Annotated in this window: 20 protein-coding genes; 10 read left to right on the forward strand and 10 right to left on the reverse strand. The window is 73.1% G+C overall.

The window, feature by feature from the left end; translation table 11 throughout:
• The first annotated feature begins 144 nt into the window (after positions 1 to 144).
• The 8 genes from J5V16_RS05360 (at position 145) to J5V16_RS05395 (ending at position 11,837) form a co-directional block, all read left to right on the forward strand.
• Positions 145 to 1,635, forward strand: coding sequence for a dynamin family protein (locus J5V16_RS05360; RefSeq protein WP_208495022.1), 1,491 nt, complete (start codon positions 145 to 147; stop codon positions 1,633 to 1,635).
• 41 nt (positions 1,636 to 1,676) lie between these two features.
• The gene (locus J5V16_RS25400; protein ID WP_208495023.1) at positions 1,677 to 2,255 is read left to right on the forward strand and encodes a nucleotide exchange factor GrpE; all 579 of its coding nucleotides are present in this window, start codon (positions 1,677 to 1,679) and stop codon (positions 2,253 to 2,255) included.
• Complete coding sequence (locus J5V16_RS05370; protein WP_208495024.1) at positions 2,252 to 4,177, forward strand: dynamin family protein; 1,926 nt, start codon at positions 2,252 to 2,254, stop codon at positions 4,175 to 4,177. Before J5V16_RS25400 ends, J5V16_RS05370 begins: the two co-directional genes overlap by 4 nt.
• Entirely contained in the window at positions 4,177 to 4,668 is a 492-nt protein-coding gene (locus J5V16_RS05375; protein ID WP_208495025.1) for a hypothetical protein, read from the forward strand. Before J5V16_RS05370 ends, J5V16_RS05375 begins: the two co-directional genes overlap by 1 nt.
• Before the next feature lie 464 nt (positions 4,669 to 5,132).
• Positions 5,133 to 6,395 (forward strand): J domain-containing protein, encoded by a 1,263-nt coding sequence (locus J5V16_RS05380; RefSeq protein ID WP_208495026.1) that lies wholly within the window; start codon positions 5,133 to 5,135, stop codon positions 6,393 to 6,395.
• 85 nt (positions 6,396 to 6,480) lie between these two features.
• Positions 6,481 to 7,878, forward strand: coding sequence for an IucA/IucC family protein (locus tag J5V16_RS05385; RefSeq protein WP_208495027.1), 1,398 nt, complete (start codon positions 6,481 to 6,483; stop codon positions 7,876 to 7,878).
• On the forward strand, positions 7,875 to 10,520 hold the full coding sequence (locus J5V16_RS05390; RefSeq protein ID WP_208495028.1) for an IucA/IucC family protein: 2,646 nt from the start codon (positions 7,875 to 7,877) through the stop codon (positions 10,518 to 10,520). Before J5V16_RS05385 ends, J5V16_RS05390 begins: the two co-directional genes overlap by 4 nt.
• 114 nt (positions 10,521 to 10,634) lie before the next feature.
• Complete coding sequence (locus tag J5V16_RS05395; protein ID WP_208495029.1) at positions 10,635 to 11,837, forward strand: hypothetical protein; 1,203 nt, start codon at positions 10,635 to 10,637, stop codon at positions 11,835 to 11,837.
• A 7-nt stretch (positions 11,838 to 11,844) separates the two neighbouring features.
• Here J5V16_RS05395 and J5V16_RS05400 read toward each other — a convergent pair whose 3' ends face one another.
• Positions 11,845 to 12,318 (reverse strand): MarR family winged helix-turn-helix transcriptional regulator, encoded by a 474-nt coding sequence (locus J5V16_RS05400; RefSeq protein ID WP_208495030.1) that lies wholly within the window; start codon positions 12,316 to 12,318, stop codon positions 11,845 to 11,847.
• Positions 12,319 to 12,376: 58 nt separating this feature from the next.
• Here J5V16_RS05400 and J5V16_RS05405 point away from each other — a divergent pair, with 58 nt between their 5' ends.
• Positions 12,377 to 12,754, forward strand: a complete 378-nt coding sequence (locus J5V16_RS05405) for a cupin domain-containing protein (RefSeq protein ID WP_208495031.1) — start codon at positions 12,377 to 12,379, stop codon at positions 12,752 to 12,754.
• Here the strand turns inward: J5V16_RS05405 and uppS are convergent.
• From uppS to J5V16_RS05430, 5 genes are all read right to left on the reverse strand, one after another.
• Positions 12,751 to 13,515, reverse strand: coding sequence for a polyprenyl diphosphate synthase (uppS, locus tag J5V16_RS05410; RefSeq protein WP_208495032.1), 765 nt, complete (start codon positions 13,513 to 13,515; stop codon positions 12,751 to 12,753). The two genes, J5V16_RS05405 and uppS, sit on opposite strands and share 4 nt — an antisense overlap.
• Positions 13,516 to 13,578: 63 nt before the next feature.
• Entirely contained in the window at positions 13,579 to 14,337 is a 759-nt protein-coding gene (locus J5V16_RS05415; protein WP_208495033.1) for a MerR family transcriptional regulator, read from the reverse strand.
• A 254-nt stretch (positions 14,338 to 14,591) separates the two neighbouring features.
• A complete protein-coding gene (locus J5V16_RS05420; RefSeq protein WP_208495034.1) occupies positions 14,592 to 15,338 on the reverse strand; it encodes a succinate dehydrogenase/fumarate reductase iron-sulfur subunit in 747 nt (248 codons plus the stop codon).
• A complete protein-coding gene (locus tag J5V16_RS05425; protein WP_208495035.1) occupies positions 15,335 to 17,272 on the reverse strand; it encodes a fumarate reductase/succinate dehydrogenase flavoprotein subunit in 1,938 nt (645 codons plus the stop codon). The genes J5V16_RS05420 and J5V16_RS05425 overlap by 4 nt, the downstream gene beginning before the upstream one ends.
• 1 nt (position 17,273) lies before the next feature.
• Entirely contained in the window at positions 17,274 to 18,011 is a 738-nt protein-coding gene (locus J5V16_RS05430; protein WP_208495036.1) for a succinate dehydrogenase cytochrome b subunit, read from the reverse strand.
• 71 nt (positions 18,012 to 18,082) lie between these two features.
• Between J5V16_RS05430 and J5V16_RS05435 the strand changes: the two genes are divergently transcribed.
• On the forward strand, positions 18,083 to 19,015 hold the full coding sequence (locus tag J5V16_RS05435; RefSeq protein ID WP_208495037.1) for a LysR family transcriptional regulator: 933 nt from the start codon (positions 18,083 to 18,085) through the stop codon (positions 19,013 to 19,015).
• Position 19,016: 1 nt separating this feature from the next.
• Here the strand turns inward: J5V16_RS05435 and J5V16_RS25405 are convergent, their stop codons facing one another.
• From J5V16_RS25405 to gcvP, 4 genes are all read right to left on the reverse strand, one after another.
• Positions 19,017 to 19,385, reverse strand: coding sequence for an ankyrin repeat domain-containing protein (locus J5V16_RS25405; protein ID WP_307792866.1), 369 nt, complete (start codon positions 19,383 to 19,385; stop codon positions 19,017 to 19,019).
• A gap of 269 nt (positions 19,386 to 19,654) precedes the next feature.
• A complete protein-coding gene (locus J5V16_RS05445) occupies positions 19,655 to 20,995 on the reverse strand; it encodes a chorismate-binding protein (RefSeq protein WP_208495039.1) in 1,341 nt (446 codons plus the stop codon).
• A gap of 64 nt (positions 20,996 to 21,059) precedes the next feature.
• The gene (locus tag J5V16_RS05450; protein ID WP_208495040.1) at positions 21,060 to 22,721 is read right to left on the reverse strand and encodes a VWA domain-containing protein; all 1,662 of its coding nucleotides are present in this window, start codon (positions 22,719 to 22,721) and stop codon (positions 21,060 to 21,062) included.
• 91 nt (positions 22,722 to 22,812) lie between these two features.
• Positions 22,813 to 25,671 (reverse strand): aminomethyl-transferring glycine dehydrogenase, encoded by a 2,859-nt coding sequence (gene gcvP / locus J5V16_RS05455; RefSeq protein WP_208495041.1) that lies wholly within the window; start codon positions 25,669 to 25,671, stop codon positions 22,813 to 22,815.
• Between the last annotated feature and the right edge of the window lie 29 nt (positions 25,672 to 25,700).

Raw genomic sequence — 25,700 nt, forward strand, 5'->3', positions numbered from 1 at the left:
AGGCGGCCGGGCGGCTGCGGTTTGTATCGTCGTCTTGTCGACGGAACGCCGACGCCTCTCATGATATTGCGGAACCTTCGATGCCGCAGACCGGCGTCGGCGGCCGGGTGCCGAGGGAACGATGGAGAGGGCGGACGCGGGAGCATGGTGGCAGGGCAACTCACCACGAGTGTGGCGGGCATGTGCGAAGAGCTGGCCGGCAAGGTCAGCAGCGCGTCTCGCCCCGTGGTCGAGGAGGTGGCCTCCCGGCTCGGGCAGCCGCTGCGCGTCGCGGTCGCCGGGCGCTTGAAGGCCGGGAAGTCCACGCTGGTCAACGCGTTGATCGGGCGGCGGGTCGCGCCGACGGCGGCGGGCGAGTGCACGCGCGTGGTGACCCAGTTCCGGTACGGGCCGGCCGACCGGGTCGACGTCGTGGCCCGCAACGGCACCAAGCACGCGGTCCCGTTGGACGCCAACGGAATGATCCCCACCACGCTGCCGATCCCCGCCGACGAGGCGGCCATGATCGACGTGCAGCTGTCCTCGGACCGGTTGCGGGACTTGACCGTGGTCGACACGCCCGGTCTGCAGTCGGTCAACACCGACATCTCCGACGCGGCCCGCGAGATGCTGTTCGCCGCGCCGATCGCCGACGACGTCGACGACGACTCCCGCGCCGCGGTCGAGTCCGCCGAGGCGATCATCTACGTGTTCACCCAGCAGGTCCGCGCCGACGACGTCGAAGCGCTCGAGGCGTTCTCGAAGGCCTCCCAGCAGCTCTCGTCCTCCCCCATGAACGCGCTGGGCCTGTACAACAAGGCCGACAAGCTCGCCCCCGGGCCCGGCCAGGACCCCTGGCCGGTCGCGGGCCCCATCGCCGGGGACCAGGCCGCCGTGCTGCGCCGCGCGGTGTGCGACGTCGTCCCCGTCGTCGGGCTCCTCGCCGAGACCGCCGAAGCCGGGCTCCTGACCGCCGCCGACTGCGAGGCGCTGCGCACCCTCGCCGGGCTCGACGAGTCCAAGCGGGCGCTCATGCTCGCCTCGGCGGGCCTGTTCCTGTCCACTGAGGGCCCGGTCGACCAGCACCAGCGCCAGCGCCTGCTGGAGCGGCTCGACCTGTACGGCATCCACTTCGCGATCGCGCACCTGAGCGCCAACCCGCACCTGGCCACCGGCGAGCTCGTGCGGCTGCTGTTCGCCGCCTCGGGGTTCCCGCGCCTGCGCACCACGCTGCACCAGATCTTCGGGGTCCGCGCCGACGTCATCAAGGCCGGGTGGGCCCTGGGCCGGCTCGACGCGGCCGCCGCCTCCGGGCCCGCGGCCGACCGCGACCTGCTGCGCGGCGCGGTCGAGTCGATCGTCGCCCGCCCCGAGTACCACCGGCTGCCCCTGTTGGAGGCGGCCGCGCAAGTCACCACCGGGCAGGTCGCCCTGCCCGAGGCCATGGAGGCCGAAGTCGCGCGCCTGGCGCTGACCGACGACGCCGGCGTCGTCCTCGGCCTGCCCGGCGAAGCCCGCCCCCAGCTGCGCCGCGCCGCGATCGAGGCCGCCGCGCGCTGGCGGGCCTTCGCCAACGGCGGCGCCACCCCGTCCCAGGCGCGGGTGGCGAACGTGGTGCATCGTGGTTTCCATCTACTCGCCCAGCGGCTCGGATGAGCCCCCACCCCGCGACACCTGCACGACCGAAGGAGAGCAAAGTGACGAATCGACTCGGCGGACCGCTGGTGGGAGCCCTCGTGGGCCTCGCCGCCGCCGGCCTGGGCGCGGTGTTCCTCACCGACGAGTTCGATCCGATGACCCTGGCCGTCGCGGCCGGGTCGGTCGTCGTCGCCGCCGTCGTGGCCGTCCTCACCGGACGCTCCATCAACCCCGCCCCGGCGGCCCCCGCGGCGCCGCCGGTCTCCGGCGTCCCGTTCACCCCCGCCCCCTCGGGCGCGATCCCGGTGCAGCAGCTGCAGGCCCCGGCGCAGGCCGCGCAGGCCATGACCGACCGCAACGCCCTGGTCGAGGCGTGCATCTGGATGCGGGACCGCGCCACCTCCCCCGCGCTCGCCCAGCACCTGGACGGCGCGTTCGCGAAAGTCGGCGTGAGCCAGGTAGACGCGACCGGGCAGCGGTTCGACCCGGCCGTGCACGAAGCCGGCGGCACGGTCGCGGCCGGCTCCCCGGCCGAGGACGGCATCATCGCCCGCACCGAGCAGATCGGCTACACCGACCGCGGCCGCCTCCTGCGCCACCCCATCGTCACCGTCTACCGCGGCCAGGTGCGGGCATGACCGACACCGCCACCCCGCCGCCGGCCGCGAAACCCGCCGCCGCCCCGGTCAAGAAGGCCGCCGCGACCCCCGCGAAGCCGAACCCGGCCCAGCAGATCCACAAGCTGTGCGCCCGCGCCGCCAAGGCCGGCAACGCCTCGCTGCGGACAGTGGACGCCAAGGCCGCCGCCGAGGTCGACGAGGTCGCGCGCTGGCAGCCCGACAAGCCCGTCGCGGTGGTCGTCGGTGAGACCAAGCGCGGCAAGTCGTCGCTGGTGAACGCCCTCCTCGGCATGCCCGGTCTGTCCCCTGTGGACGCCCAGGTGGCGACGACGGCGTACCTGGAGTTCGCGTGGGCCGAGCAGGCGTCGGTGCGCGCCTGGCAGCCCGGCGCCGCCGACCCGATGCTGCTGGGCGTGGGCGACCTGCGCAACTGGGCGACCCGGCTGGGCACCATGCCCCCGGGCATGGTCCCGCCCCGGCGCATGCTCGTGGGCCACCCCTCGGCGCTGCTCAAGCACATGTCCGTGGTCGACACGCCCGGCACGGGCGGGCTCGACCCCGACCACGCGCAGATCGCCCTCGAAGCGGTCGCGCGCGCCACCTGCCTCATCATGGTCACCGACGCCTCGTCGCCGATGGCCAAGACCGAACTGGACTTCCTCACCGAGGCCTCCAAGCGCGTCAACTTCGTCGTGTTCGCCCTGACCAAGACCGACACCTACCCCGGGTGGCGCACGGTCATGGAGGAGAACCGGTCGCTGATCGAGGCGCACGCGCCCCGCTTCCGCAACGCCCCGCACTACCCGGTCTCGGCGATGCTCGCCGAACACGCCCTCAACTCCACCGGCCCCACCCGCCAGGCCCTGGCGAAAGAGTCCGGGATCGGGAAGATGCAGCGGGCCCTGGTCAAGGTCGCCACCGCCGGCAAGGCCCTCGTGGCGGCGAACGTGGTGCGCGCGGTGCGCACCGAGTTCCAGCGCCTCGCCGTCTCCGCGGCCGCCGACATGAAGGCCTACGACCCCGACCCCGAGGCGGCCAACCGCCTCAAGGAGGAGAAGAAGCAGGCCCTGGCGTCGCGGCGCACCGAGACGAAGAAGGCGAACCTCGCCCTGCGCGTGGAGACCCAGCGGGCCAAGATCGAAGTCCAGGGCCGCCTGCGCACCCACCTGCAGGAACTCGAAGAAGCGCTCCTGGACGAGGTCGAGAAGGCCAACAAGGCCGCCCTCGAATCGCTGCCCAACCGCGTCGACATCGCCCTGCAGGGCATCGCCGCGCGCCTCTCGGGCGAGCTGCACCAGCGGTTCGTGCTCCTGGCCGAACGCGTGCTGCGGCAGGTGTTCAACGACGACGAGCTGCGCCAGGCCACCAACTCGATCTCCGCGGGCCTGCGCACGGCCGCCTCCGGGCGGGCCCGGCGCGGCGACAACTCCGACGGCGCGCTCCTCGTGGCCTCCTCGGCCGGTGTGGCGATGATGGCCGGACGCGCGGTCACCATGGGCGCGGGCGCGATCGGCCTGGGCGCCGTCGCCGGCGTCGGGGCCATCGCCCTGACCGCCTCCGGTGTCGGCATCGGCCTCGCCGCCGCCGCGTTCCTGCTGTACCGCAGGAAGATCCAGGGCAACCGGCAGGCCGCGAAGCAGTGGATCCAGCGCGTCATCGCCGAAGCCCGCGCGAACCTCAACGAGGAGATCAGCTTCCGCTTCACCGAGGTCGAGTTCGTCTTCAACTCCACCCTGGACGACGCCCTCGAGCGGCGCGCCGCCGAGTTCGACGCCCGGATCTCGGCCGCCGAGAACGCCCAGAAGGCCGACCAGGCCGCCCGCGCCAAGAAGCAGGCGGCGCTCAAGCAGCGCCGCGACTCCATGGCCGCCAAGGTCAAACAGCTCGACGAGGTGCTGGCCAAGGCCCGCACCCTCGTCCCCGGCGAGGAGGATGCGTGATGGATGAGTTCGACGCCTTCGATCCCGAAGGCAACGCGGACTTCGACGCCGGCGACCTCGACGACGGCGCGGACGCCCCCGCATTGGACGAGTTCGACGACGGCGAGGTTCCCGGCGAGGACGACCTCGACGCGTTCGCCTTCGACGGCGACGAGGCCGAGTTCGACGACGACGCCCTCGACGAGTTCGAATACGAGGCCGACGACACCGAAGCGGACGAGGCCGCGGGCGGCGACGAGGCCCCCTATGCGGCCACCTACGAGGACCTCCTCGTCGACGAGGCCGACAACCCGCCGAGCTTCCCGCCCGAACTCGACCTCGACGTCCCTGAGCCGGTCGACGGCTACCCGTGGGTCGACCTGGACGTGCTCGGCTCGGCCGAAGCCGAGCCGTGGGTCAACGCCGGCAGCACCGTCGAGGCCTCCGAGTACGCTATCGCCGACGTCGACGACCCGGCCGCCTCCGCGCTCGCCCGCTTCTGGCAGGGCTAGGGTCGGCGCGCCCGGCAGCCGCCGACCCGGCCACCGCAGCAACCGCGGCCGGTGCCGCGCCCGATGCGGGCGCGGCACCGGCCGCGCCGCGTCCCCCCTCGCGCTCCGGCAAAGACGGCGGGCGTATCCGCGCACTGTCCGATGTCGCCTTCGCCTGAGCGTGCGCAATGGCCGCTGAATGGGACACGGCGCGGCGCGGACGGACCCCTTTGGCCGATAAGAAAACGCATGCCCCGGCGGGCGACGTGCGCACCGGCGCGCCCGATGCCGCAATGGGACTCCACAGTGGCGCCCCCACGGTCGCGGCGTCGACCGAATGCGACGGATCGGTGGAAAAATGTCGGACCTGACGACACCCGAAGCGGCAATGCGGCGGTAGATTGACTCCATTACCGTCGAGACCGACGCCCGCCTCCCCTCTCGGGCACCGGCCCGTCCCCGCACGATCGACCGGGAGCCGCGTGGTGAACGAACCAGACCACTACCGCGTCCTCGGGGTGAGCCCGCAGGCGCCCAAGGCCGACATCCAAGCGGCCTACCGCCGCCGGCTGCGCGAGACCCACCCCGACCGCGGCGGCGACGAGGACGAGTTCCACCTCGTCCAAGGCGCCTGGGAGACACTCTCCCACCCAGGGCTGCGCCGCGAGTACGACCTGCTGCGCTTCGGGCGGCGCGCCGCCCGCCGCTACGGCAAGGCCGCCGCCAAACCGTCCCACCGCAAAGTCCGCGGCTGGAACGTCGCCCCCGCGCCGGCCCCGGCCGCGCAGGCCTTCTCCACCGAAGGCGCGCTCGTCGCCGTCCCCTGGCACGCCCGGCTGCGCCTGACCCGGCCCGTCCACCGGCCCTCGGTATGGACCGCCGCCGCGGCCTTCGCCGCGCTCGCCGCCGTGTGGGTCTTCTGCGGCCTGGGCTACCTCGGGCAGGCCCTCGCCGCCGACGGCTGGCTGTTCCTGGCCCTGGCCATCCCCGTCACGATCGCCGTCGCCATCATCGTCCTCGTCCAGACCAGCAGGGCCCTGCGGCGCCGGCCCGACACGGCCCCGAACCCGCCCACCGGGCGGCTGGTCATCGCGTTCCTGTTCGCCGCCGCCGTCATCTGGGTCGCCGGGCTCGCCACCCCGTGGGGGTGGGCGCTGGGCGTGTACATGCTCACCGGCACCGCCCTGGCGTGGACGGTGAAGCGGCTGCGCTACACGCTCGCGCTGCGCCGCTCCGTCGGCGGGGCCCTGCGCCAGTTCAACGCGTTCGGTCCCGCGGGCACCCGCCCCAAAGCCGACCGGTCCACCGGCAAGCTCCTGCGCGAAGTCCTCACCAACCTGCCCGCCGCGCGGCTGTTCGTGGCACTGCCGGTGGACATGGAGACGCGCGTGCCGCACGCGATCGTCTGCGGCGACCGCATCGCGCTGCTGTGCGCCCCGGTCGGCCGCGAGAGCTTCGACGTCGACTCGGTCGACCTCCCCGAAGCGGTCAAAGCCCTCGACGCAGCCCTGCCGGACGCGAACGTGCAGGGCTGGGTGCTGTGGCCGACCCTGCCCGAGACCGCCCGCGCCGGCGAGACCGAAGCCGTCCACGACGTCGCCGTCGCCCAGGCCGCCGCCGACATCGGGCTGTGGCTCGCCGCCGCCGGCTCGGTCTACGACCTGCCGGTGCTCCAGTCGCTGCGGATGCGCCTGGCCGCCGTCCCGGCCCCCCGCACGGGCGACCGGACACCCGCCGTGCGCTCCTGAAACCCGTACCGCCGCAGCGTAACCGCACTGTCCGTGAGCAATCGCACCCTCCACACCGGCGCGTGACGCCAGTACAGTGCAGGCTGTGAACGCCACCGCCTCCGGCCAGAGCGGTACCGCCGGGACCTTCGCCCGCCGCGCCGACGCGATCGTCGCCGACCGCCTCCGGGCGGCCGCCGCACGCGAACCGCTCCCCGGCCGCGCCGAAGGCGACACCGCCGCCGACATCGCCGCCGCCCTCAGCGCCGGGTCCCCGCACGCGGCCCGCTTCACCGCCGAGGTCGCCGCCGCCGTGCGCGGCACCGCCCTCGCACTCGAAGCGGCCCGGGCCCACCCCACGGACCTGTGGGCGGCCGCCAGCGCGTTCCATCGCGATCCGAGCGTGTGGTTCGAGCAGGCGGTCCTGCTGGGGCACCCGGTGCATCCGCTCGCGCGCTCCCGGGGCGAGCTGACCGACGACGAGATCCGCTCGTACGCGCCCGAGCACAGGGCGCGGTTCGACCTGGGGCTCTACGACATCAAGCGGCTCGACGCGCCGGGGCTGTGGGTCACGAAGCGGCAAGGGGACTCGGGGCAGCTGCCGGTCCACCCCTGGCAGGCCGCGCGCCATGGACTTCAGGAACCGGCGCGGGTGATCGCGGACGCGGCGCCCCTGATGAGCCTGCGCACCGTCTCGGTCGGCGACCTGCACGTCAAGACCGCCGTCGACCTGCAGCTGACCTCGGCGGTCCGGCACGTCTCGCCCGCCTCGGTCCACAACGGGCCGGCCCTCTCGCTCCGGCTCGCCGAACCGGCCGCCGCCCAAGGCATCACACTGCTCAAGGAGCGGGCCGCGATCTCCCGGGACGCCGCGGGGCAGCCGCTGCCGCACTTGGCCGCGGTCGTCCGCGTCGCACCGCACCGGTCCGGGCACCCGCGCGCCGTGCCGCTCGCCGCGCTCGCCGAGACCTGCCCCGCCGACGGGCGCCCGATCGCCGTCGCCTTCACCGGCGATGATCCTGAGTCGTGGTGGGAGGCGTTCGCAGCGGTCGCGCTGGCGCCGCTGCGGCTGTTCGCCGCGACCGGCGTCGCCCTGGAGGCGCACGGGCAGAACACCCTCGCCTCGTTCACCGGCGACCGGCCGACCGGCCTGGTGTACCGCGACTTCGGCGGCGTCCGCGTCCCGCCCGACGACTGGCCCGACATCATCGGCGACCTTACCGAACCCGACCCCGAAGCGCGCCTGGCGAAACTCCTCGCCGCACTCTTCCCCACCACGCTCACAGCGATCGTGGACGCGTTCGCCGCCTGGTCGGACACCGACCCCGGCCGATGGTGGTCCACCGTGGCCGACGCGGTCCGCGACCTGGACCTGGACCCGTGGATCGCCCGGGCGGTGCTGCGCGAACCGTGGCCGATCAAGGCCACCACTGCGATGCGCCTGGCCGACGACCCGGTCGCCGACCTCTGGGTCCGCGTCGAGAACCCGCTGGCGGCGGCGTGAACCTCGCCTCCCAGATCAAGGCCGCCGCCTGGCGCGAGCACCTCGCCGGCGCCCGCGACCGGGCCCTGCCCGAGGGCGCCCGCCGGCACGCGTTCAACCAGATCGACGTCGACGGGCCCGACGAGGACCCGGTGAAGACCCTCGAAACGGTCCTCGGCGGCGCCGTCCCCGACCACCTCGCCGCCGAGCTCCACTCCGCGCACGAAGGCCTCGCCCACGCGCAATCGCGCGCCGAGCGGCGCGGCCGGCACCTCGCGGCCCTCGCCGCCCGCGCCGGACACGCGACCCTCGCCGAACTCGTCGCCGCCGGCGGCCGGGACGTGCACACCACCGCGCGCCTGCTCGAGACCCTCGCGACCGAAGGGCACCAACTGCACCCGTGCGCCCGCACCCGCCTCGGCTGGGACCGGCACGACCGGGAGCGGTACGACCTCGAAGCCGCCCGGCCGATCCGGATCAGGCTCATCGCCGACCGCGCCGGCGTCCTCGAACGCTCCGGCCAGGACTTCCGCGACCACCCCATGCTCCGCGGCCTCGACCTGCCCGACCCCGTCCTCCCCGTCCACCCCTGGCAGCTCGAGCACCGCATCCTCCCCGGCCACCGCGACCTGTTCGACACCGGACGCCTCCAAGTCCTCGACGCGACCGTCCCCGCCTGGCCCACCGCCGCGATCCGCACCCTCGCCGGCCACACCGCCCCCGGCTTCCTCAAACTCGCCCTGGGCATCCACATCACCTCCACGCGCCGCGACATCTCCCCCGCCACCGCCCTGCTCGGCCCGCGCCTCTCCGCGCTCCTGGGCGCCCTCCATCGCATCGGCGACAACGGGACCGAGCACCAGCACAGGATCGTCACCGACGTCTCGGGCGCATGGCTGCCCGGCTCGCGCGACCTCACCGCGCTGGCCCGCTCCCCGCTCACCGCGATCGAGCCCGAGGGCCTCGTCTACGTCCCGGCCACCGCGCTCACCGCGACCTCCCCGGTCACCGGCATGAGCCTCGCCGCCGAATACGCGCGCTGGTCCGGCGACCCCGACCGGTGGATCCGCGCCTACGCAAGGCGGTTCGCCCACCCGGTCCTGACCAAGGCCGAAGCCGGCATCGGCCTCGAAGCGCACCTGCAGAACAGCATCATCGCCATGCGCGGCCCCGACCCGGTCTTCCCCGTCTCCCGCGACCTCGGCGGCGCCCGCATCCACCTGCCCACCCTCCCGTGGGACCTCGAACTGCCCCAAGGCAGCCCGGTCAACGCCGCGAGCATGGACCAGGTCCGCTCCAAGGTCGCCTACACGCTCTTCCAGAACCACTTCGCGGCCCTCGTCGCCGTGCTCGAACGCGACCTCGGACTCGACGGCGCCGCGTTCTGGGACGACCTCGCCGACGAGCTCAACGGCCGCCTCTCCCGCGCCGAACGCGAGGCCTACCTCGCACCCCGCCAACCCACCAAAGCCCTGCTGACCATGCGCCTGCACCCCGGCAAGGAAATCGAGACCCCCGTGGACAACCCCCTCGCCCGCGCCCACGACCACCCCACGCTCGACCGCCACGTCAAAGCCCTCGCCTCGCCCGCCAGCGCCTGGATCTACGACCCGGCCGGCGTGCGCGCGCACCTGGAGTTCCTGCGGGACCGGTTGGGGCACACGGTGCTGTACGCGATGAAGGCCTGCGCGAACCCCGCGGTGCTGGCCGCGGCCGTGGCGGCGGCGGACGGGATCGAGTGCGCGTCGGGCGGCGAGCTCGCCGCGGCCCGGGCCGCGGGGGCACGGCGGCTGGCGTTCTCGGGCCCGGCGAAGACGCCTGCCGACCTGGCCGCGGCGGCGGCGTGCGACGTGCCGGTGTGGATGCACGCCGAGAGCGTGCGCGAACTCGACGCGCTCGCGGCGGCGGGGTTCGCGGGGCCGGTGGCGCTGCGCGTCAACCGGGGCCGGGCGCTGCCGGGGACGCATCAGATGGCGGGCGCGGTGACGCCGTTCGGGATCGACGAGTCCGCAGTGGCGGCCGCGGTCGACCGGGCGCTCGGCCTCGGGTTGGACCTCGTCGGTTTCCATCTGCACGCGGTGTCGAACTGCCTTGAGGCCGAGGCGTACGCGCGTCATGTGCGCGACTCGGTCGAGTGGTCGCAGGGCGCGGCGCGGGGCCGGTTCGATCTGCGGTACGTGAACGTGGGCGGCGGGCTGGGGTCGGATCCGCGCGGGGCGCGCATCGACGTGCCCGCACTCGCCGAGGGCCTGCGCGGCTTGGCGACCGGCGGGGCGGAGCTGGTGTTCGAGCCGGGCCGGTACGCGGCGGCCCCGGCCGGCTGGTACGTCGCCGAGGTCGTGGACCTGAAGACGATGCGGGGCCAGGCGTTCGCGCTCGTGCGGGGCGGGACGCACCATTTCCGGCTGCCGGCGGCGTGGGGGTACTCGCATCCGTTCCGGATCGTGCCGGGGCCGCGGCCGGGTCCGGTGTGGTCGGACGTGGAGGTGCGGGTGTGCGGGGAATTGTGCACGCCCCGGGACGTGCTCAACGGCGGCCAGTTCGTGCCTTCCATCGCCGTCGGAGACCGCCTGGTGTTCGCCGATGCCGGGGCGTACGGCTGGGAGATCTCGCACGACCGGTTCCTGGCCCACCCCGGGCCCCAGCAGGTCGTCATCGGCTGATCGGCGGATCCGCGCCCGGGTGGAGGGCGTCTAGGATGAAGGGCCCGACGCAGCCCGCCGCCGGCACCGTGCGAACCGGCGGCGCGCGCCTCGATCCCTCATTGAGGAGCCCGCATGCCCAATCGGCGCCACGCCCGACGGACGCACCGCGATGCCGCGAAGCTGGCGGCCGCGGGCAACCATCAAGGCGCCCTTGCGGTCTACGCGCACGCCGAAGCCGAGTTCCGCGGCTGCCTGGCCGTGCACCCCGAGGACCGGGGCACCCGCAGCGACTTCGCCGACCTCCTCACCGACCTCGCCGCCTCGCACACCGCCGTCGGCGAGGTCGCCGAAGCGTATGCGGCGCAACGTGAGCGGGTGGCGATCACCGCCGGACTCCAAGCGGGGCCGGTGGAGCGGGCCGCCGCGCGCCTCGACCTGGCCGAGGCCGCCGTCGCCGCCGGGCGGCTGCTGACCGCCGCGACCGAGGCCGACGCCGCGTTGGGACTGTTCGACGATGTGGACGCGGCCGAACCGGGCAGCCCGGGCTTCGCGACACTGGGCGACGCGATCGCGCGGGCCGCGCGCGTCTACGCCCGCGCCGCCGACCCCGATCTCGCGGTCGGGGCCGCCGACCAGGCCGCGCGCATGCTCATCGCCGCCCGCCACGCCGACCCCGGCGGATTCGGCGCCAAGGAGATCGGACTCGACGGCACCGCCGATCTGCTGCGCGACAGCCTGCGCCTGGCCGCCGCTCTCCACGCGGCCGCCGGGAGGGCCTCGCACGCCAAAGGCGCGGCCGACCTCCTCGCCCGCCACTTCCCCGGCACCGCGCCGCCCACGGCGCCGATCCCGTTGACGTTCAGGGCGGCCCTGGAGACGGCGATGCGCATGGGCGCGTTCCTCGACCCGCGCCTGATCGACCGGCTCTGCCCCGACCCGGCCGGGCGGGACGCGCCGGCGACGATCAGCGCCCGCTGCGACCCGGGCCTGGCCGCCGTCGCCCTCCACTCGGCCGAACCGGCGATCGACGCGCTCGCGCCGACGCACCCGAACCTCGCCTGGCGCATCGCGACCGAAGTGCACTACCTGCTCACCGCCGCCGACCGCCTCGGCGAGCGGAACCTCCACCTGAACTTCCGCGACCACGGCCCGGCCTGGCTCGCGATGCTCATGGCGCTCACCGCCACCGGCAAGCAGGGCCCGATCCTCACCGACCTGGCGACCGCGCTGGCGGAGCTGTGCGAGCGGCTGCGCACGCGGCACGCGGCGGCCGAGCACGAGCCGCTGGTGGTCGCGGCCACGCGGTTCATCGCCGTCCACGGCGACCGCCGCTGAGGCGGTGTCAGCGGTCGGTGCCGAACCAGCCGGGGGCGTCGAGTCGGAAGTGGTCGCCGGGGGCGAGGGTGCGCAGGTCGGCGTGGAGGGCGGCGAGGCGTTCGGGGCCGATGGCCTCGGCCCAGCGGGCTTGGACGGCGTCGAAGCTGCGGGCGGAGACGGCGAGGACGTCGAGGCCTTTGGCGGTGAGGCGCACGAGTTTGCGGCGGGCGTCGTCCGGGTCGGCGGCGCGTTCGACGTAACCCTGTTTCTCGAGGTTGGCGATGGTCTTGCCGGCGGCCTGCTTGCTGACGCCGAGGCGGGCGCCGAGTTCGACGGCGGTGGTGCCGCGGGCGCCGATGGCCTGGAAGACGAAACCGTGGAGGGGTTTGACGCCGGCGTGGCCGTGGCGGGCAAGGTCGGCGTGGGCGGCGTCGATGATGGCGCGGAAGGCGGCGAAGAGCTGCAGCGGGAGTTCGTAGCCGGGGGTCGGTTCAGCCATGGTAGACAACCTGGTTTACTATATGGGTAACCACGTTGTCCATCTTAGGAGACTCCTCTTGCGTATCGTCCGCAGCACCGAATCCCGCCGCTCCGAGACCCCCGCGGCGGTCATGACCACCTTCGCCTCCCCCGACCTGGGCGGCGCGGCCGCGCCGGTCTGGAAGGTCGAGGCCGCGGCCGGCACCGCCGGTCCCGTGCACCACATCGACGCCGAGCAGGTCTGGACCGTCCTGGCCGGCACCGTCGCGGTGACCGTCGGCGAGGACTCGGCCGAGCTGGCCGCGGGCGACACCGTCGTCATCGCCGCCGACGCCGCCCGCCAGTTCACGCCCGGACAGGGGGGGTTCACCGCGATCTGCACCGGCCCGGCCGGGATGCGGGCGTACATGCCCGGCAAGGAGAACGCGAAGATGACCCCGCCCTGGACGGCTTAGGAGGCGCGGCGCCGCGCGTAGTCGCGCAGCGCCCGCAGGAAGTCGACGTGCCGGAAGCCGGGCCAGTACACGTCGCAGAAGTAGAGCTCGGCGCCCGCCGACTGCCACAGCAGGAAGCTCGAGAGGCGCCGCTCGCCGCTGGTGCGGATGATGAGGTCGGCCTCGGGCAGGTCGGGGGTGTACCGGTGAGCGCCGATGTCGGCGGCGGTCAGGCGCGCGGCGAGGTCGGAGACGGTGGTGCCTTGGGCCGCTTCGGTCTCCAGGAGGGCCCTGACGGCGTCGACGATCTCGGACTGGCCGTCGTAGCCGATGGCGATCGTCAGGTGGCCGCCGGTGCGTCGGCGGGTGGCCTCGCAGGCGGTCTTGAGGGCGTGCGCGGTCGAGTCGGGCAGGTGGTCGAGGTGCCCGGCGAGGTGCAGCCGCCACCGGTTGCCCGGTTCCATGAGGCGTTCGGCCACGATGGACTCGATCATCGCCATCAGGTGCGCGATCTCACCGCTGCCGCGTTTGACGAGGTTGTCGTTGGAGGCGACGTAGACGGTGACGTGGGCGATGCCGATCGCGGCGCACCAGTCGAGGAGGTCGTCGAGGTGCTCGGCGCCGTAGCGGTGGCCGATGCCGGGGTCGTCGAACCCCTGCTGGCGGGCCCAGCGCCGGTTGCCGTCCATCGCGACGGCCACATGCCGCGGCAGCGGCCCGCCGCTGAGCTTGCGGCGCAACCGCTTCGCATACCAGTCGTAGAGGATCCCGGTTCCGCGCATGCGGCCCACCTTAGCGGAGCGAGCGTGCAGGGACGGCCCGATCGGGCCGCCCCGGTCGCGCCGCTACAGGTTCGCGTCGGCGTAGGCGTCCATCGCGGCCCGCATGTAGTCGGCGAAGCCGTCGCCGACCTGGTCGTAGGTCGCCTTGAAGCGGGGGTCGTCGGTGTAGAGGGCGCCGAGGCCGCGGTAGGCCTCGGCGGTGGGATCGTCGCCCCAGTGGGCGGCGATGAGGCGGTAGTGGTCGGCGGTGACGGCCTGGACGGCGGGGTCGTCGGTGGGTGCGCCGGCGGCGTGGTGGGCGGCGAGTCGGGTGTTGATGTCGTTGAAGGCCTCGGGGATGGCGCGGCGGGCTTCGGGGGAGAGTGCCTGGAGGGTGGTCCAGGCGCGTTCGACGACGGCTTGGCCCCAGCGTCGGCGGGCTTCGTCGCGGTGCTGGGCTTCGGTGGCGGGGTCGAGTCCGCTGAACCAGGTTTCGGGTGCCATGGGCTGGCCTCCTTCGAGTTGTCGGATGGTGGCGGCGACGGTGGCCGCGAGGCGGTCGAGGCGGGAGCGTTCGGCGTCGAGCTCGGCGGCGTGGCGCCGGAGGGCGGCGACGGGTTCGAGGTCGCCCTCGAGGATCGACGCGACGGTGTCCAGGCGCAGCCCGAGGCGTTTGAACAGGAGGATCTGCTGCAGGCGCAGCAGTTCGGGCCGGCCGTAGCGGCGCAGGCCGCCGTGGCCGTGGGAGGCCGGTTCGAGCAGGCCGATGGCGTCGTAGTGGCGCAGGGTGCGCGCTGAGACGCCGGCCAGGCGGGCGACCTCGGCGGTCGTCCAGACGTCCATGTGCCGCGCTCCTTCGTTCGTGGTGCGGGTTCGACGGTATTGGCTGACGCTGCGTCAACCGCAAGGTTTCCGAAGAGAGACGCGGGTCACGGCGAGGCGGCGCGACCTCGGGGCGTCCGGGTCGTTGTTTACATGGGGCGGCATTACCCGCTCACGTGGGGCGTATAGCCCCCTGGGTCTCCCCGCTCACGCGGGGCAGGTGAAAGCGAGAAGCCCCCCGGCCAGCGCCGGGGGGCTTCTTCATGCGGCTGGGGCTAGGCGGCGCGGATGGCGGCCTTGCGGAAGTCGCGGTTGAGCTTGCCGATGACGTCGAGTCCGATCTCCTTGGGGCACGCGGCGGCGCATTCGCCGGTGTTGGTGCACCCGCCGAAGCCGGCCTCGTCGTGGGCGGCGACCATGCCGAGGACGCGCGTGTGGCGTTCGGGCTGGCCTTGGGGCATGAGGCCGAGGTGAGTGACCTTGGCGCCCATGAAGAGCATGCCGGAGCCGTTGGGGCAGGCGGCGACGCAGGCGCCGCAGCCGATGCACGCGGCGGCGCTGAAGGCGGCGTCGGCGTCCTGCTTGGGGATCGGGACGGCGTGGGCGTCCGGGGCGGTCCCGGTGGGCGCGGAGATGTACCCGCCGGCCTGGATGATGCGGTCGAAGGCGCTGCGGTCGACGACGAGGTCCTTGATGACCGGGAACGCGCCGGCCCGCCAGGGCTCGATGTCGATCGAGTCGCCGTCCTTGAACTTGCGCATGTGCAGCTGGCAGGTCGTGGTGGCGGCCTGCGGGCCGTGAGGCTGGCCGTCGATCACGAGGGAGCAGGCGCCGCAGATGCCTTCGCGGCAGTCGTGGTCGAACGCGACGGGGTCTTCGCCCTCGCTGATGAGGCGTTCGTTGAGCACGTCGAGCATCTCCAGGAAGGAGGCGTCCTCGGAGACCTCGTCGATCTCGTAGGAGACCATCTTGCCCTGGGCTTGGGCGTCGCTCTGGCGCCAGATTCGCAGAGACAGCTTCACTTGTAGCTCCGTTGGGTGGGCTTGACGTATTCGAATTCGAGGGCTTCCTTGTGGAGGACGGGCCCGTCCTCCCCGAACTCCCAGGCCGCGACGTAGGAGAACTGCTCGTCGTCGCGCTTGGCCTCGCCGTCCTCGGTCTGGGACTCGGCGCGGAAGTGGCCGCCGCACGATTCGGTGCGGTGGAGGGCGTCGATGCACATGAGCTCGCCGAGCTCGAGGAAGTCGGCGACGCGGCCGGCCTTCTCGAGTTCCTGGTTGAGCTGCTCGTTCTTCCCGGTGACCTTGACGCGGCGGTAGAACTCGTCCTTGAGGCCGCGGATGAGGCCGATGGCCTTGCGCAGGCCTTCGTCGGTGCGCTCCATGCCGCAGTACTCCCACATGATCCTGCCGAGTTCGCGGTGGAAGGAGTCGACGGTGCGGTCGCCGTCGTTGCCGAGGAAGAACGCGATGCGGTCGTCGACTTCCTTGCGGGCGGCGACGACGGCCTCGTGGGTCTCGTCGACGGCTTCGAAGGGGCCGTCGGCGAGGTAGTCGGAGATGGTGTTGGGCAGGACGAAGTAGCCGTCCGAGAGGCCCTGCATGAGCGCGGAGGCGCCCAGGCGGTTGGCGCCGTGGTCGGAGAAGTTCGCCTCGCCGGTCACGAACAGGCCGGGGATGTTCGAGGACAGGTCGTAGTCGACCCACAGGCCGCCCATGGTGTAGTGCACGGCCGGGTAGATGCGCATGGGTCGCTCGTACGGGTTCTCGCCGGTGATGCGCTCGTACATGTCGAACAGGTTGCCGTACTTGGCTTCGACGGCCTTGCGGCCGAGGCGTTCGATGGCGGCGGCGAAGTCGAGGTAGACGCCCAGGCCGCCGGGGCCGACGCCGTGGCCTTCGTCGCAGACGACCTTGGCGGCGCGCGAGGCGATGTCGCGGGGCACGAGGTTGCCGAAGGCCGGGTAGCGGCGCTCGAGGTAGTAGTCGCGCTCGTCCTCGGGGATGTCGGCGGGGTGGCGGTCGTCGCCCTTCTGCTTCGGGACCCAGACGCGGCCGTCGTTGCGCAGGCTCTCGGACATGAGCGTGAGCTTGGACTGGTGCTCGCCGGACTGCGGGATGCAGGTCGGGTGGATCTGGGTGTAGCAGGGGTTGGCGAAGTAGGCGCCCTTGCGGTGTGCGCGCCATCCGGCGGTGACGTTGCAGCCCATGGCGTTCGTCGACAGGAAGTAGACGTTGCCGTAGCCGCCGGTGGCGAGGACGACGGCGTCGGCCAGCTCGGTGGAGATCGCGCCCGTCACGAGGTCGCGCACGACGATGCCGCGGGCCTTGCCGTCGACGATGATGAGCTCGAGCATCTCGTGGCGGGTGTGCAGGTCGACCGTGCCGGCGGCGACCTGGCGCTGCAGGGCCTGGTAGGCGCCGAGCAGCAGCTGCTGGCCGGTCTGGCCGCGGGCGTAGAAGGTGCGCGAGACCTGCGCGCCGCCGAAGGAGCGGTTGTCGAGCAGGCCGCCGTATTCGCGGGCGAAGGGGACGCCTTGGGCGACGCACTGGTCGATGATCTCGGTGGAGATCTCGGCGAGGCGGTGCACGTTCGACTCGCGGGAGCGGAAGTCGCCGCCCTTGACGGTGTCGTAGAACAGGCGGTGGACGCTGTCGCCGTCGTTGCGGTAGTTCTTGGCGGCGTTGATGCCGCCTTGCGCGGCGATGGAGTGGGCGCGCCGGGACGAGTCCTGGAAGCAGTAGTTGGCGACGCGGTAGCCGAGCTCGCCGAGGGTCGCGGCGGCGGAGGCGCCGGCGAGGCCGGTGCCGACGACGATGACGCGGAGCTTGCGGCGGTTGGCGGGGTTGACGAGGCGGCCGGAGAAGCGGCGCTTCTCCCAGCGCTCGTTGATGGGCCCGGCGGGGGCCTTGGCGTCCGCGACGGCCTCGCCGTCGCGGTAGTAGTCAGTGCTCATATCACTTCACCAGTCCGAACGTGACCGACAGGGGCACGATGGCGAACCCCAGGACGACGATGAGGGCGACGGCGAGGCCGATCGCCTGCGTGCGCTTGCGCCACTTCGAGTTCGGGCCGGCGATGGTCTGCACGGCCGACCAGATGCCGTGGCGCAGGTGGAAGAACAGGGCGAGCAGGGCCAGCAGGTAGAACACGGTGACCGGCCAGCGCTCGGGGCTGAAGGTGGCGACGACGGCGCCGTAGGCGTCGGGGACGTCCTTGACGGGGTTGACCGTGCGGAAGGTCAGGTCGAGGAGGTGCCAGATGATGAACAGGAAGACGACGGCGGCGCCCCAGCGCATGGTGGCGGCGGCGTGGCGGGATTCGCCCTTGGCGGGCTTCTTGGAGGCGTAGCGCACGGGGCGGGCGGCCAGGGCGCGGCGGGTGAGGACGACGGCGGTCCAGATGTGGACGGCGGCGGCGGCGATGAGGCCGATGCGCAGGACCCACAGGAGGCTCTCGTGGGGCAGCAGGGGCTCCCCGAAGGTGCGCAGGCCGTGGGCGTATTCGTTCATCGATGCGCGGCCCTCGAACACGTGCAGGTTGCCGGCCATGTGGGCGACGAGGAAGAGCACGAGGAGGATGCCGGAGACCGCCATGGCGATCTTGAGGCCGATGTTGGAACGCCACGGTCCCTGGGGCTTTCGGGCGCGTGTGCCCGGCCTCGCGGCGGGGCGGTTCTGCAAATCCGTAGACACGTCCAGAGGCTAGACGCGATGCGGGTCACGGGTCCAATTCATGGCGTGGCGCTCTTTGATGCCGTTAGGTTATGAAGATGCGTCCGCAGCAACTCCAGGCCTTCCTCGCTGTCGCACAAACCCGGCATTTCACTCATGCGGCTGAAGAACTCGGTGTGACACAACCGTCATTGAGCAAGCAGATCCAGGCGCTCGAGGCGGAGCTCGGCGCGCCCTTGTTCACGCGGGCGCGGGGGCGGATCGAGTTGACCGACGCGGGGCAGACGCTCCTGCCGCACGCGCGGCGGATCACGGCGGCGGTGACGGCGGCCCGCTCGGACATCGACGACGTGCTCGCGGTGCGGGCGGGGCATCTGCGGCTGGGGGCGACGCCGTCGCTGTGCTCGTGGCTGATCGCGCCGCTGCTGACGCGCTACCTGGAGTCGCATCCGGGGGTGACGGTGACGTTGACCGAGGACGGTTCGGGGCCGCTGACCGACCATCTGACGGCGGGGGACCTCGACCTGGCGTTCACGGTGGGCGACATGGCCGAGGACGCCGGGCTCAGCGTGCAGCCCCTGCTGTCCGAGGCGCTCGTGGTGGCCTCGGCGGCGCACCTGCCGCCGCTGACCCGGCAGGGCTACATCGGGCTGCAGCAGTTGCGGGAGCAGGCGTTCGTGCTGCCCGCGCACGGCTATGACCTCAGGGACTTGACGATCGCGACGTGCGAGGCGGCGGGGTTCACGCCGCGCATGGGCGTCGACGGGGGCGCGACGGACGCGGTGGCCTCGCTCGTGGAGGCGGGGCTGGGGATCGCGCTGCTGCCGGCGATGATCGCGGCGGGCCGTCCGGGATTGCGGGCGACGCCGCTGGCGCCGCCGGGGGCGAGCCGGACGATCGCGCTCGCCGCGCGCCGGGAGGCGCCGTTGACGAAGGCGGCGGGGGCGTTCGCGGCGACCCTGGAGGCGCATCTGACGGACCTGCACGCCTGGGGGCGGCTGCCGCAGGGCATGCAGGCCCTCTGACCTACTTGAAGATGTCGCGGTCGAACATGGCGGCGATCTGGCGCGCCGAGGGCGTGCCCGCGTCGGGGTCGGCGCCGGCGTCGAGGAGGACGGCGACGACGTCCTTGTAGTCCTTGAAGACCGCTCCGGCCAGCGGGGACTGGTCGCGGTCGTTGCGTCGCTCCACATCGGCCCCGGCCTTGATGAGGGCGCGCACCGTGTCGGCATGCCCGTGGTAGGCGGCCAGCATCAGCAGGGAGTCGCCCGAGCCGTTCACCAGGTCGACCGGGAGGCCGGTCTCGACGAAGCGGACCAGTCGCTCGGCCTCGCCGGCGCGGGCCAGGTCGAAGGCGGCTTCGGCTATGTCGTTGAAATCCTCGTCATCGCTCACGTCCACCAGCTTGACACACCCGGACGGGTGACGTACCGGTTCGTGCGCGCCCTCCGCAATGGACCGCTCCCAATGGAGTTCACCCTCGCAGGTGTCGGATCGGGTATTGACACGGCTGCACGAGCGTGGGAAAGATTGAAGCGGGCCCCGCGCGGGCGATTCGCTGACACGAGTCCGCCGCGGCTCCTTTGAACGGTGGGACACAAGCGGTGAGGACTCGGGCATGAGCGAGCCGAAAATCCTAGGGCAGTTCCAATTGGAACATCGCACTATCCAAGTGAGCGGCGACGACGGCAATGCCGGGACCGTGTGGCTGCGTCGCGTCCACCCCGACCCGCCGATGGCGCTCGGCTGCGTGGTCGAGCTCGACTCCTCGACGCCGCGCCTGCGCCTCTACCGCGCCGAGTGGCCCGATGCGCTGCGCGAGCAGGCGAAAGAGCAGACCCTCGCGATCTGGCGCTCCGCCCGGTCGTTAACGCCCCGAGCGCCGCGGCCACGCCGGCGGCCTTCGCCTCGGCTTCGGCCACTTCCGCTTCCGGATCGGACCGCCACGTGATGCCCCCGCCCGACCAGACGTGGGCGTGCTCGGCGTCGAGGGCGACCGTGCGGATCGTGACGCCCAGTCGCACCTCGTCCCCGCACAGGAACCCGAAGGCGCCCATCGCCGGACCGCGGCCCACCGGCTCCAGCCCGCCCACGAGGTCGAGGACGGCGAGTTTCGGCGCGCCCGTGACCGACCCGGGCGGGCACATCGCCCGCAGCAGGTCGTCGAAACCGGTCCCCGGCGCCAGGTCGGCCGTCACAGTCGACTCGGCCTGCCACAGCCCGGCCCACCGGCCGATGTGGAACAGGTCCTTGACCGCGACCGTGCCGGGCGCGGCCACCTGCGCGAGGTCGTTGCGCTCGAGGTCGACGATCATGACGTGCTCGGCCCGCTCCTTCACCGAGGCCAGCAGCGCCACCCGGCCCTCCGGCGTGGCCGGCGCGGTGCCCTTGATCGGATACGTCGCCGCCGCGGTCGCATCGGCGGTCAGGAAGCACTCAGGGGAACCGGACGCGACCAGCCAGTCCTCGCCGGAGAGCACCCCGCCCCACGACGCACCGGCCACAGTGGACGCCGCGTGCGCGATCGCCGCCGGATCCCCCGACCACGACGCCCGCCGGTGCCCGACCACGTTCGCCACATAGACGTCGCCGCGCCCGATCGCCTCCTGCACCAAAGCGACGGCCTTCGCGTGATCGGACGGCGACCACGACGCCGCCCACGGCCCCACATGGAACGCCCCCAGCGGCGCCGGCCCACGCACCGGCCCGTGCGCATACGCGACCAGCACCAGGTCAGGGACCGCCGGCACCGGACTCGGCGCACCGGTCGCACCGCCGACCATCACCGCGCCCGCCGCCGCCGACAACAGCACGGCCACACCGCAGACCGACCCGTCCTCCCCCGAATGCGCCCCCGCGAACCGGGCCCGGAACGCCGCGGCCAGCGCCGCCGGATCGCCCCCGTCGCCCAGCCGCCACTCGAGCCGGTCGACCTCCACCAGGCGGTCCCGGCACGCCGCGGGCACCCCCGGCGGCGCGGGCGGGACGGCACGGAAGTCGGTCATGATCCAAGTATCGCCGCGCCCGACCCCACTCCCCGAACCGTGTGGGCCACCTCACCAGGCCCGGTCAGCCGCCGATCGAAGCGAGGACCCCGCCGTCGTCAGGCGCCTGCACGAACGCCCCGCCCGTCGCGGTCGCCAAGGTCGTCAACTGCTGCGGATCGGTGTCCCCGAACCCGACCGTGTACACCACCGTCGGCCCCTCCAACTGCCCCGCCGTATCCTCCGCGGACCCCTCGCTCACGTCGTCCTGGCTGCTGTTCGTCAGCACCACGATCACGCTCACCGCCCCGTCGGCGGCCTCGCCGTTCATGAACGCGCTGGCCGCGAGCAGCGTGTCGTACAGGGGCGCGCCGCCGTCATACGAGTTCTCCGAGACGGCGTACAGGTCGTTCTCGACCGTCTCGCGGCCCTCGTCGGACAGTTCGGTCAACCCGGTGACCTGCCGGTACGGTTCACCATCGCCCGCGCCGACCCCGTACTCCCACACCCCGACCCGGTAGGTCGAGGCCATCTCCCCCACCGTCGCGATCGCGGTCTGCACCGCCGCCTGCCCGGCGGTCAGGTCCTCCCCGCCGTAGCTCACCGTCTCGTTGTCGCTCGACGTCGACCGGTCCACCAGGAACAGCACGTGCAGGTCCTCCCGGCCCACCTGCCAGGTCCGCACCGCCTGGCCGACGGTCTCCGGGGACGTCGCCGCGAGCGCCGCCGCGGGATCGTCCACGGCCCGCAGGTCGGCGTCGTCGAACTCGCCCGAGGCCACCGCGTCCTCCAGGTAGGCGCCGAACGCCTCGGCGATGCTCGCGTCCGAGTCCGAGACCCAGCCCCCGCCCAGCACCTGGTACGTCGCCACCGCGCTCACACTCGAACCGGCGGGCGTGATCGGCACCAGCGGATCGGCGGGCGCGTTCTCGACGTTGAACTCCTCCACCTGGTAGTCCAGAGCCGTGACCACCCGGGTCGGGTCCGGGGCCTCGGCGTAGGCGGCCAGCGGCTCGCCCGCGCCGTCGACGAGCGCGCCGCTGCCGGTCCCGGCCTTCCAGGCGGCCATCGCCTCCTCGGAGAACCCACCCGAGCCGTCCCCGGCCGCGTTGAGCATCGCCACGAACCCCTCGGTCGAGGTCCGCGGGTTCGCCGCCGCCAGACTGATCGACCCCGCCTCGACCGCGTCCACCACCGCCGACCACGCCGGCGGCTCGCCCCCGACCCAGCCCAGCTCGGCCGCCTTCGACTCCGCCACCGCCAGCACCGACGTGGCCTGGCCGAGCACGATCGGCTCGGCGGCCACGATCCCGGCCGTCGTCTCGTTCGACGCCAGCCACGCCGACCACGCCTGCGAATCCGGCGCCCACGCGATCGGCCGCGGCCCCAGCGACTTCTCGTCCCAGTCCCCGCTCATCCCCCGCGACGCCGCATCGGGCGCGACCTCGCGGACACTGGCGCCGATGCACTGCCCCGTCGAGGCCTCCGGCTGCGTCGCCTCCCACGCCTGCGCCGCATCCTCCAGCGTCCCGGCCACACTCGGCGCGGCCGCGATCGTCACCCGGTACACCTCCCCCGAGCAACCCGCCCGCATCAACGCCACGAAACCCCAGGTCAAACCGGCCGCCACGAGCACGCACACGAGAGTGATCACGATCCAGGGGGCCACCACCATGCGGTTGCCGCCCTTCTTGCGCCGCCGCCCGAGCCGGTGCGACCTCACCTTGTGCGTGGTACCGAAAACCATCAGCTTCACTCCTGGGGGGGAATCGTCGGCGCCCAGTGTAAAGCCCCTGCCGCAAGCCCCGCCCACTGTGGTGAGCGGGGCTTAGGTTCGGCTACTCCCCGAACGCCTCGATCGGCGGGCACGTGCACGCCAGGTTCCGGTCCCCCCACGCATTGTCGATGCGCCCCACCGGCGGCCAGTACTTCGCGGCCGTCACCCCGGCGGGCCAGGCCGCCTCCGCACGCGAATACGCCCGGCCCCACGCCTCCGACGTGACCACCGCTGCAGTGTGCGGGGCCGCCCGCAGCGCCGAATCCTCCACCGCGACCGCACCCGACGCCACCGCGTCGATCTCGGCCCGGATCGCGATCATCGCCTCGCAGAACCGGTCCAGCTCCGCCAGGTCCTCCGACTCCGTCGGCTCCACCATCAGCGTCCCCGCCACCGGGAACGACATCGTCGGCGCATGGAACCCGTAGTCGATCAACCGCTTCGCCACGTCCTCCACCGTCACCCCCGACACCTTCGAAAGCTCCCGCAGATCGAGGATGCACTCGTGCGCGACGAGCCCGTGCGCCCCCGTGTACAGCACCGGGAAGTGGTCGCGCAACCGCGCCGCCACATAGTTCGCCGCCAGCACCGCCGACGCCGTCGCCGCCGTCACCCCGTCGCCGCCCATCATCCGCAGGTACATCCACGGAATCTGCAGGATCCCCGCCGAACCCCACCGCGCCTGCGACACCGGCCCCACCGGACCCGCCACCGCCGCCATCGGATCCGACGGCAGGAACGGCACCAGGTGCTCGGCCACCGCCACCGGCCCCACACCCGGCCCGCCGCCGCCGTGCGGAATGCAGAACGTCTTGTGCAGGTTCAAGTGCGACACGTCCGCCCCGAACCGGCCCGGCTTCGCCCACCCCAGCAGCGCGTTCAAGTTCGCCCCGTCGACGTACACCTGCCCACCCGCGTCATGGACCCGCGCGCACACCTCGACGATCGTCTCCTCGTACACCCCGTGCGTCGAGGGGTACGTGACCATCAGCGCCGCCAACCGGTCCGCGTGCTGCGCGATCTTCGCGTCCAGGTCCGCCAGGTCGACGTTCCCGGCCTCGTCGCAGGCCACCACGACCACCCGCATGCCCGCCAGCACCGCCGAAGCGGCGTTGGTGCCGTGGGCGCTGGCGGGGATGAGGCACAGGTCGCGGTCGGTCTCGCCGCGGTCGTGCTGCCAGGCGCGGATGGCGAGGAGCCCGGCGAGTTCGCCTTGGGAGCCGGCGTTGGGCTGGACGGAGACGGCCGCGTACCCGCACACGTCGGCGAGCCAGCCTTCGAGCTGCTCGATGAGGGTCTGCCAGCCGCGGGTCTGGTCGGCGGGGGCGAGGGGGTGGACGTCGGCGAACTCGGGCCAGGAGATGGGCTCCATCTCGGCGGCGGCGTTGAGCTTCATGGTGCACGAGCCGAGCGGGATCATGCCGCGGTCGAGGCCGTAGTCCTTGTCGGCCAGGCGCTTGAGGTAGCGCATCATGGCCGTCTCGGAGTGGTGGGCGGTGAACACCGGGTGGGTCAGGTACGCCGACTCGCGGCGGAGTGCGGCCGGGACCGCGTTGGCGGCGGGCGGGGCGGCGAGGGCGATGCCGAACGCCGCGCACACCGCCTCCAGGTCGGCCGCGGTGGTGGTCTCGTCGCAGGCGATCGTGACGGTGTCGGCGTCGACCCGGTGCAGGTTCACGCCCCGCTCGGCGGCCGCGGTGAGCACGTCGTCGGCGCGGCCGGGGGCCACGGCCGTGACGGTGTCGAAGAACGCGGACCCCGCGAGGTCGATGCCGGCCTGCGTGAGGGACGCGGCGAGGCGCGAGGCCTGGCCGGCGGCGTGCTCGGCGATGCCGCGCAGGCCTTCGGGGCCGTGCCACACCGCGTACGAGGCGGCGATGACCGCCGGGAGGACCTGCGCGGTGCAGATGTTGCTCGTGGCCTTCTCGCGGCGGATGTGCTGCTCGCGGGCCTGCAGGGCGAGGCGCAGCGCGGGGGCGTCGGCCGAGTCGCGGGAGACGCCGACGAGGCGGCCGGGCAGCTGGCGCTGCAGGCGGTCGCGCACGGCCATGTACCCGGCGTGCGGGCCGCCGAAGCCCATGGGCATGCCGAACCGCTGGGTCGAGCCGACGGCGATGTCGGCGCCGAGTTCGCCCGGCGAGGCCAGCAGCGCCAGCGCGAGCAGGTCGGCGGCGACGGTGACGAGCGCGCCCGCCGCGTGCGCGGCCTCGATGGCGGGGGTCCAGTCGTGGACGGTGCCGTCGGCGCCGGGGTACTGGACGAGGATGCCGAAGGCGCCTTCGGGGAGCGCGGCGGGGTCGGTGAGGTCGGCGACGGCGAGGGTGATGCCGACCGGTTCGGCGCGGGTGCGCAGGACGGCGAGGGTCTGCGGGAGGACGCGCTGGTCGACGGCGAAGACGTCGCCGGTATGCCGCTGTGCCGATTCACGGCTCGCAAGCTTCGCCGAGGATGCGGCGCGGCGGGCGAGGAGCATGGCTTCGGCGGCGGCGGTGGCTTCGTCGAGGAGGCTGGCGCCGGCGACGTCGAGGCCGGTGAGGTCGGTGCACATGGTCTGGAAGTTGAGGAGGGCTTCGAGGCGGCCTTGGGAGATCTCGGCCTGGTAGGGGGTGTACGCGGTGTACCAGGAGGGGTTCTCGAGGACGTTGCGGCGGATGACGGCGGGGGTGTGGGTGCCGTGGTAGCCGAGGCCGATCATGGAGCGGGCGGGGCGGTTCTGGGCGGCGAGGGCGGCGAGTTCGGCCTGGGCCTGGGTCTCTGAGACGGCGGCGGGGAGGGCGAGGCCGTCGCGTGAGCGGATGAGGGCGGGCATGCAGGCGTCCATGAGGGCGTCGAGGCTGGGTTGGCCGACGGTCTTGAGCATGGCGTCCTGGTCGGCGCTGCTGGTGCCGATGTGGCGGGAGGCGAACGTGCGGTCGGTCATGGTGGTGCTCCGGTGACAGGTCGACGGCT

Source organism: Glycomyces niveus, from assembly GCF_017592475.1.
Taxonomy (GTDB): domain Bacteria; phylum Actinomycetota; class Actinomycetes; order Mycobacteriales; family Micromonosporaceae; genus Glycomyces; species Glycomyces niveus.

Excerpts from the sequence above, each read along its gene's own strand:
- J5V16_RS05375 (WP_208495025.1), top strand. The coding sequence starts at position 4,177 with ATGGATGAGTTCGACGCCTTCGATCCCGAAGGCAACGCGGACTTCGAC.
- J5V16_RS05415 (WP_208495033.1), bottom strand. The coding sequence starts at position 14,337 with ATGGACGTCTGGACGACCGCCGAGGTCGCCCGCCTGGCCGGCGTCTCA.
- J5V16_RS05370 (WP_208495024.1), top strand. The coding sequence starts at position 2,252 with ATGACCGACACCGCCACCCCGCCGCCGGCCGCGAAACCCGCCGCCGCC.
- J5V16_RS05360 (WP_208495022.1), top strand. The coding sequence starts at position 145 with ATGGTGGCAGGGCAACTCACCACGAGTGTGGCGGGCATGTGCGAAGAG.
- J5V16_RS05395 (WP_208495029.1), top strand. The coding sequence starts at position 10,635 with ATGCCCAATCGGCGCCACGCCCGACGGACGCACCGCGATGCCGCGAAG.
- J5V16_RS05450 (WP_208495040.1), bottom strand. The coding sequence starts at position 22,721 with ATGGTTTTCGGTACCACGCACAAGGTGAGGTCGCACCGGCTCGGGCGG.
- J5V16_RS05445 (WP_208495039.1), bottom strand. The coding sequence starts at position 20,995 with ATGACCGACTTCCGTGCCGTCCCGCCCGCGCCGCCGGGGGTGCCCGCG.
- J5V16_RS05435 (WP_208495037.1), top strand. The coding sequence starts at position 18,083 with ATGAAGATGCGTCCGCAGCAACTCCAGGCCTTCCTCGCTGTCGCACAA.
- uppS (WP_208495032.1), bottom strand. The coding sequence starts at position 13,515 with ATGCGCGGAACCGGGATCCTCTACGACTGGTATGCGAAGCGGTTGCGC.
- J5V16_RS05425 (WP_208495035.1), bottom strand. The coding sequence starts at position 17,272 with ATGAGCACTGACTACTACCGCGACGGCGAGGCCGTCGCGGACGCCAAG.
- J5V16_RS05400 (WP_208495030.1), bottom strand. The coding sequence starts at position 12,318 with ATGGCTGAACCGACCCCCGGCTACGAACTCCCGCTGCAGCTCTTCGCC.
- gcvP (WP_208495041.1), bottom strand. The coding sequence starts at position 25,671 with ATGACCGACCGCACGTTCGCCTCCCGCCACATCGGCACCAGCAGCGCC.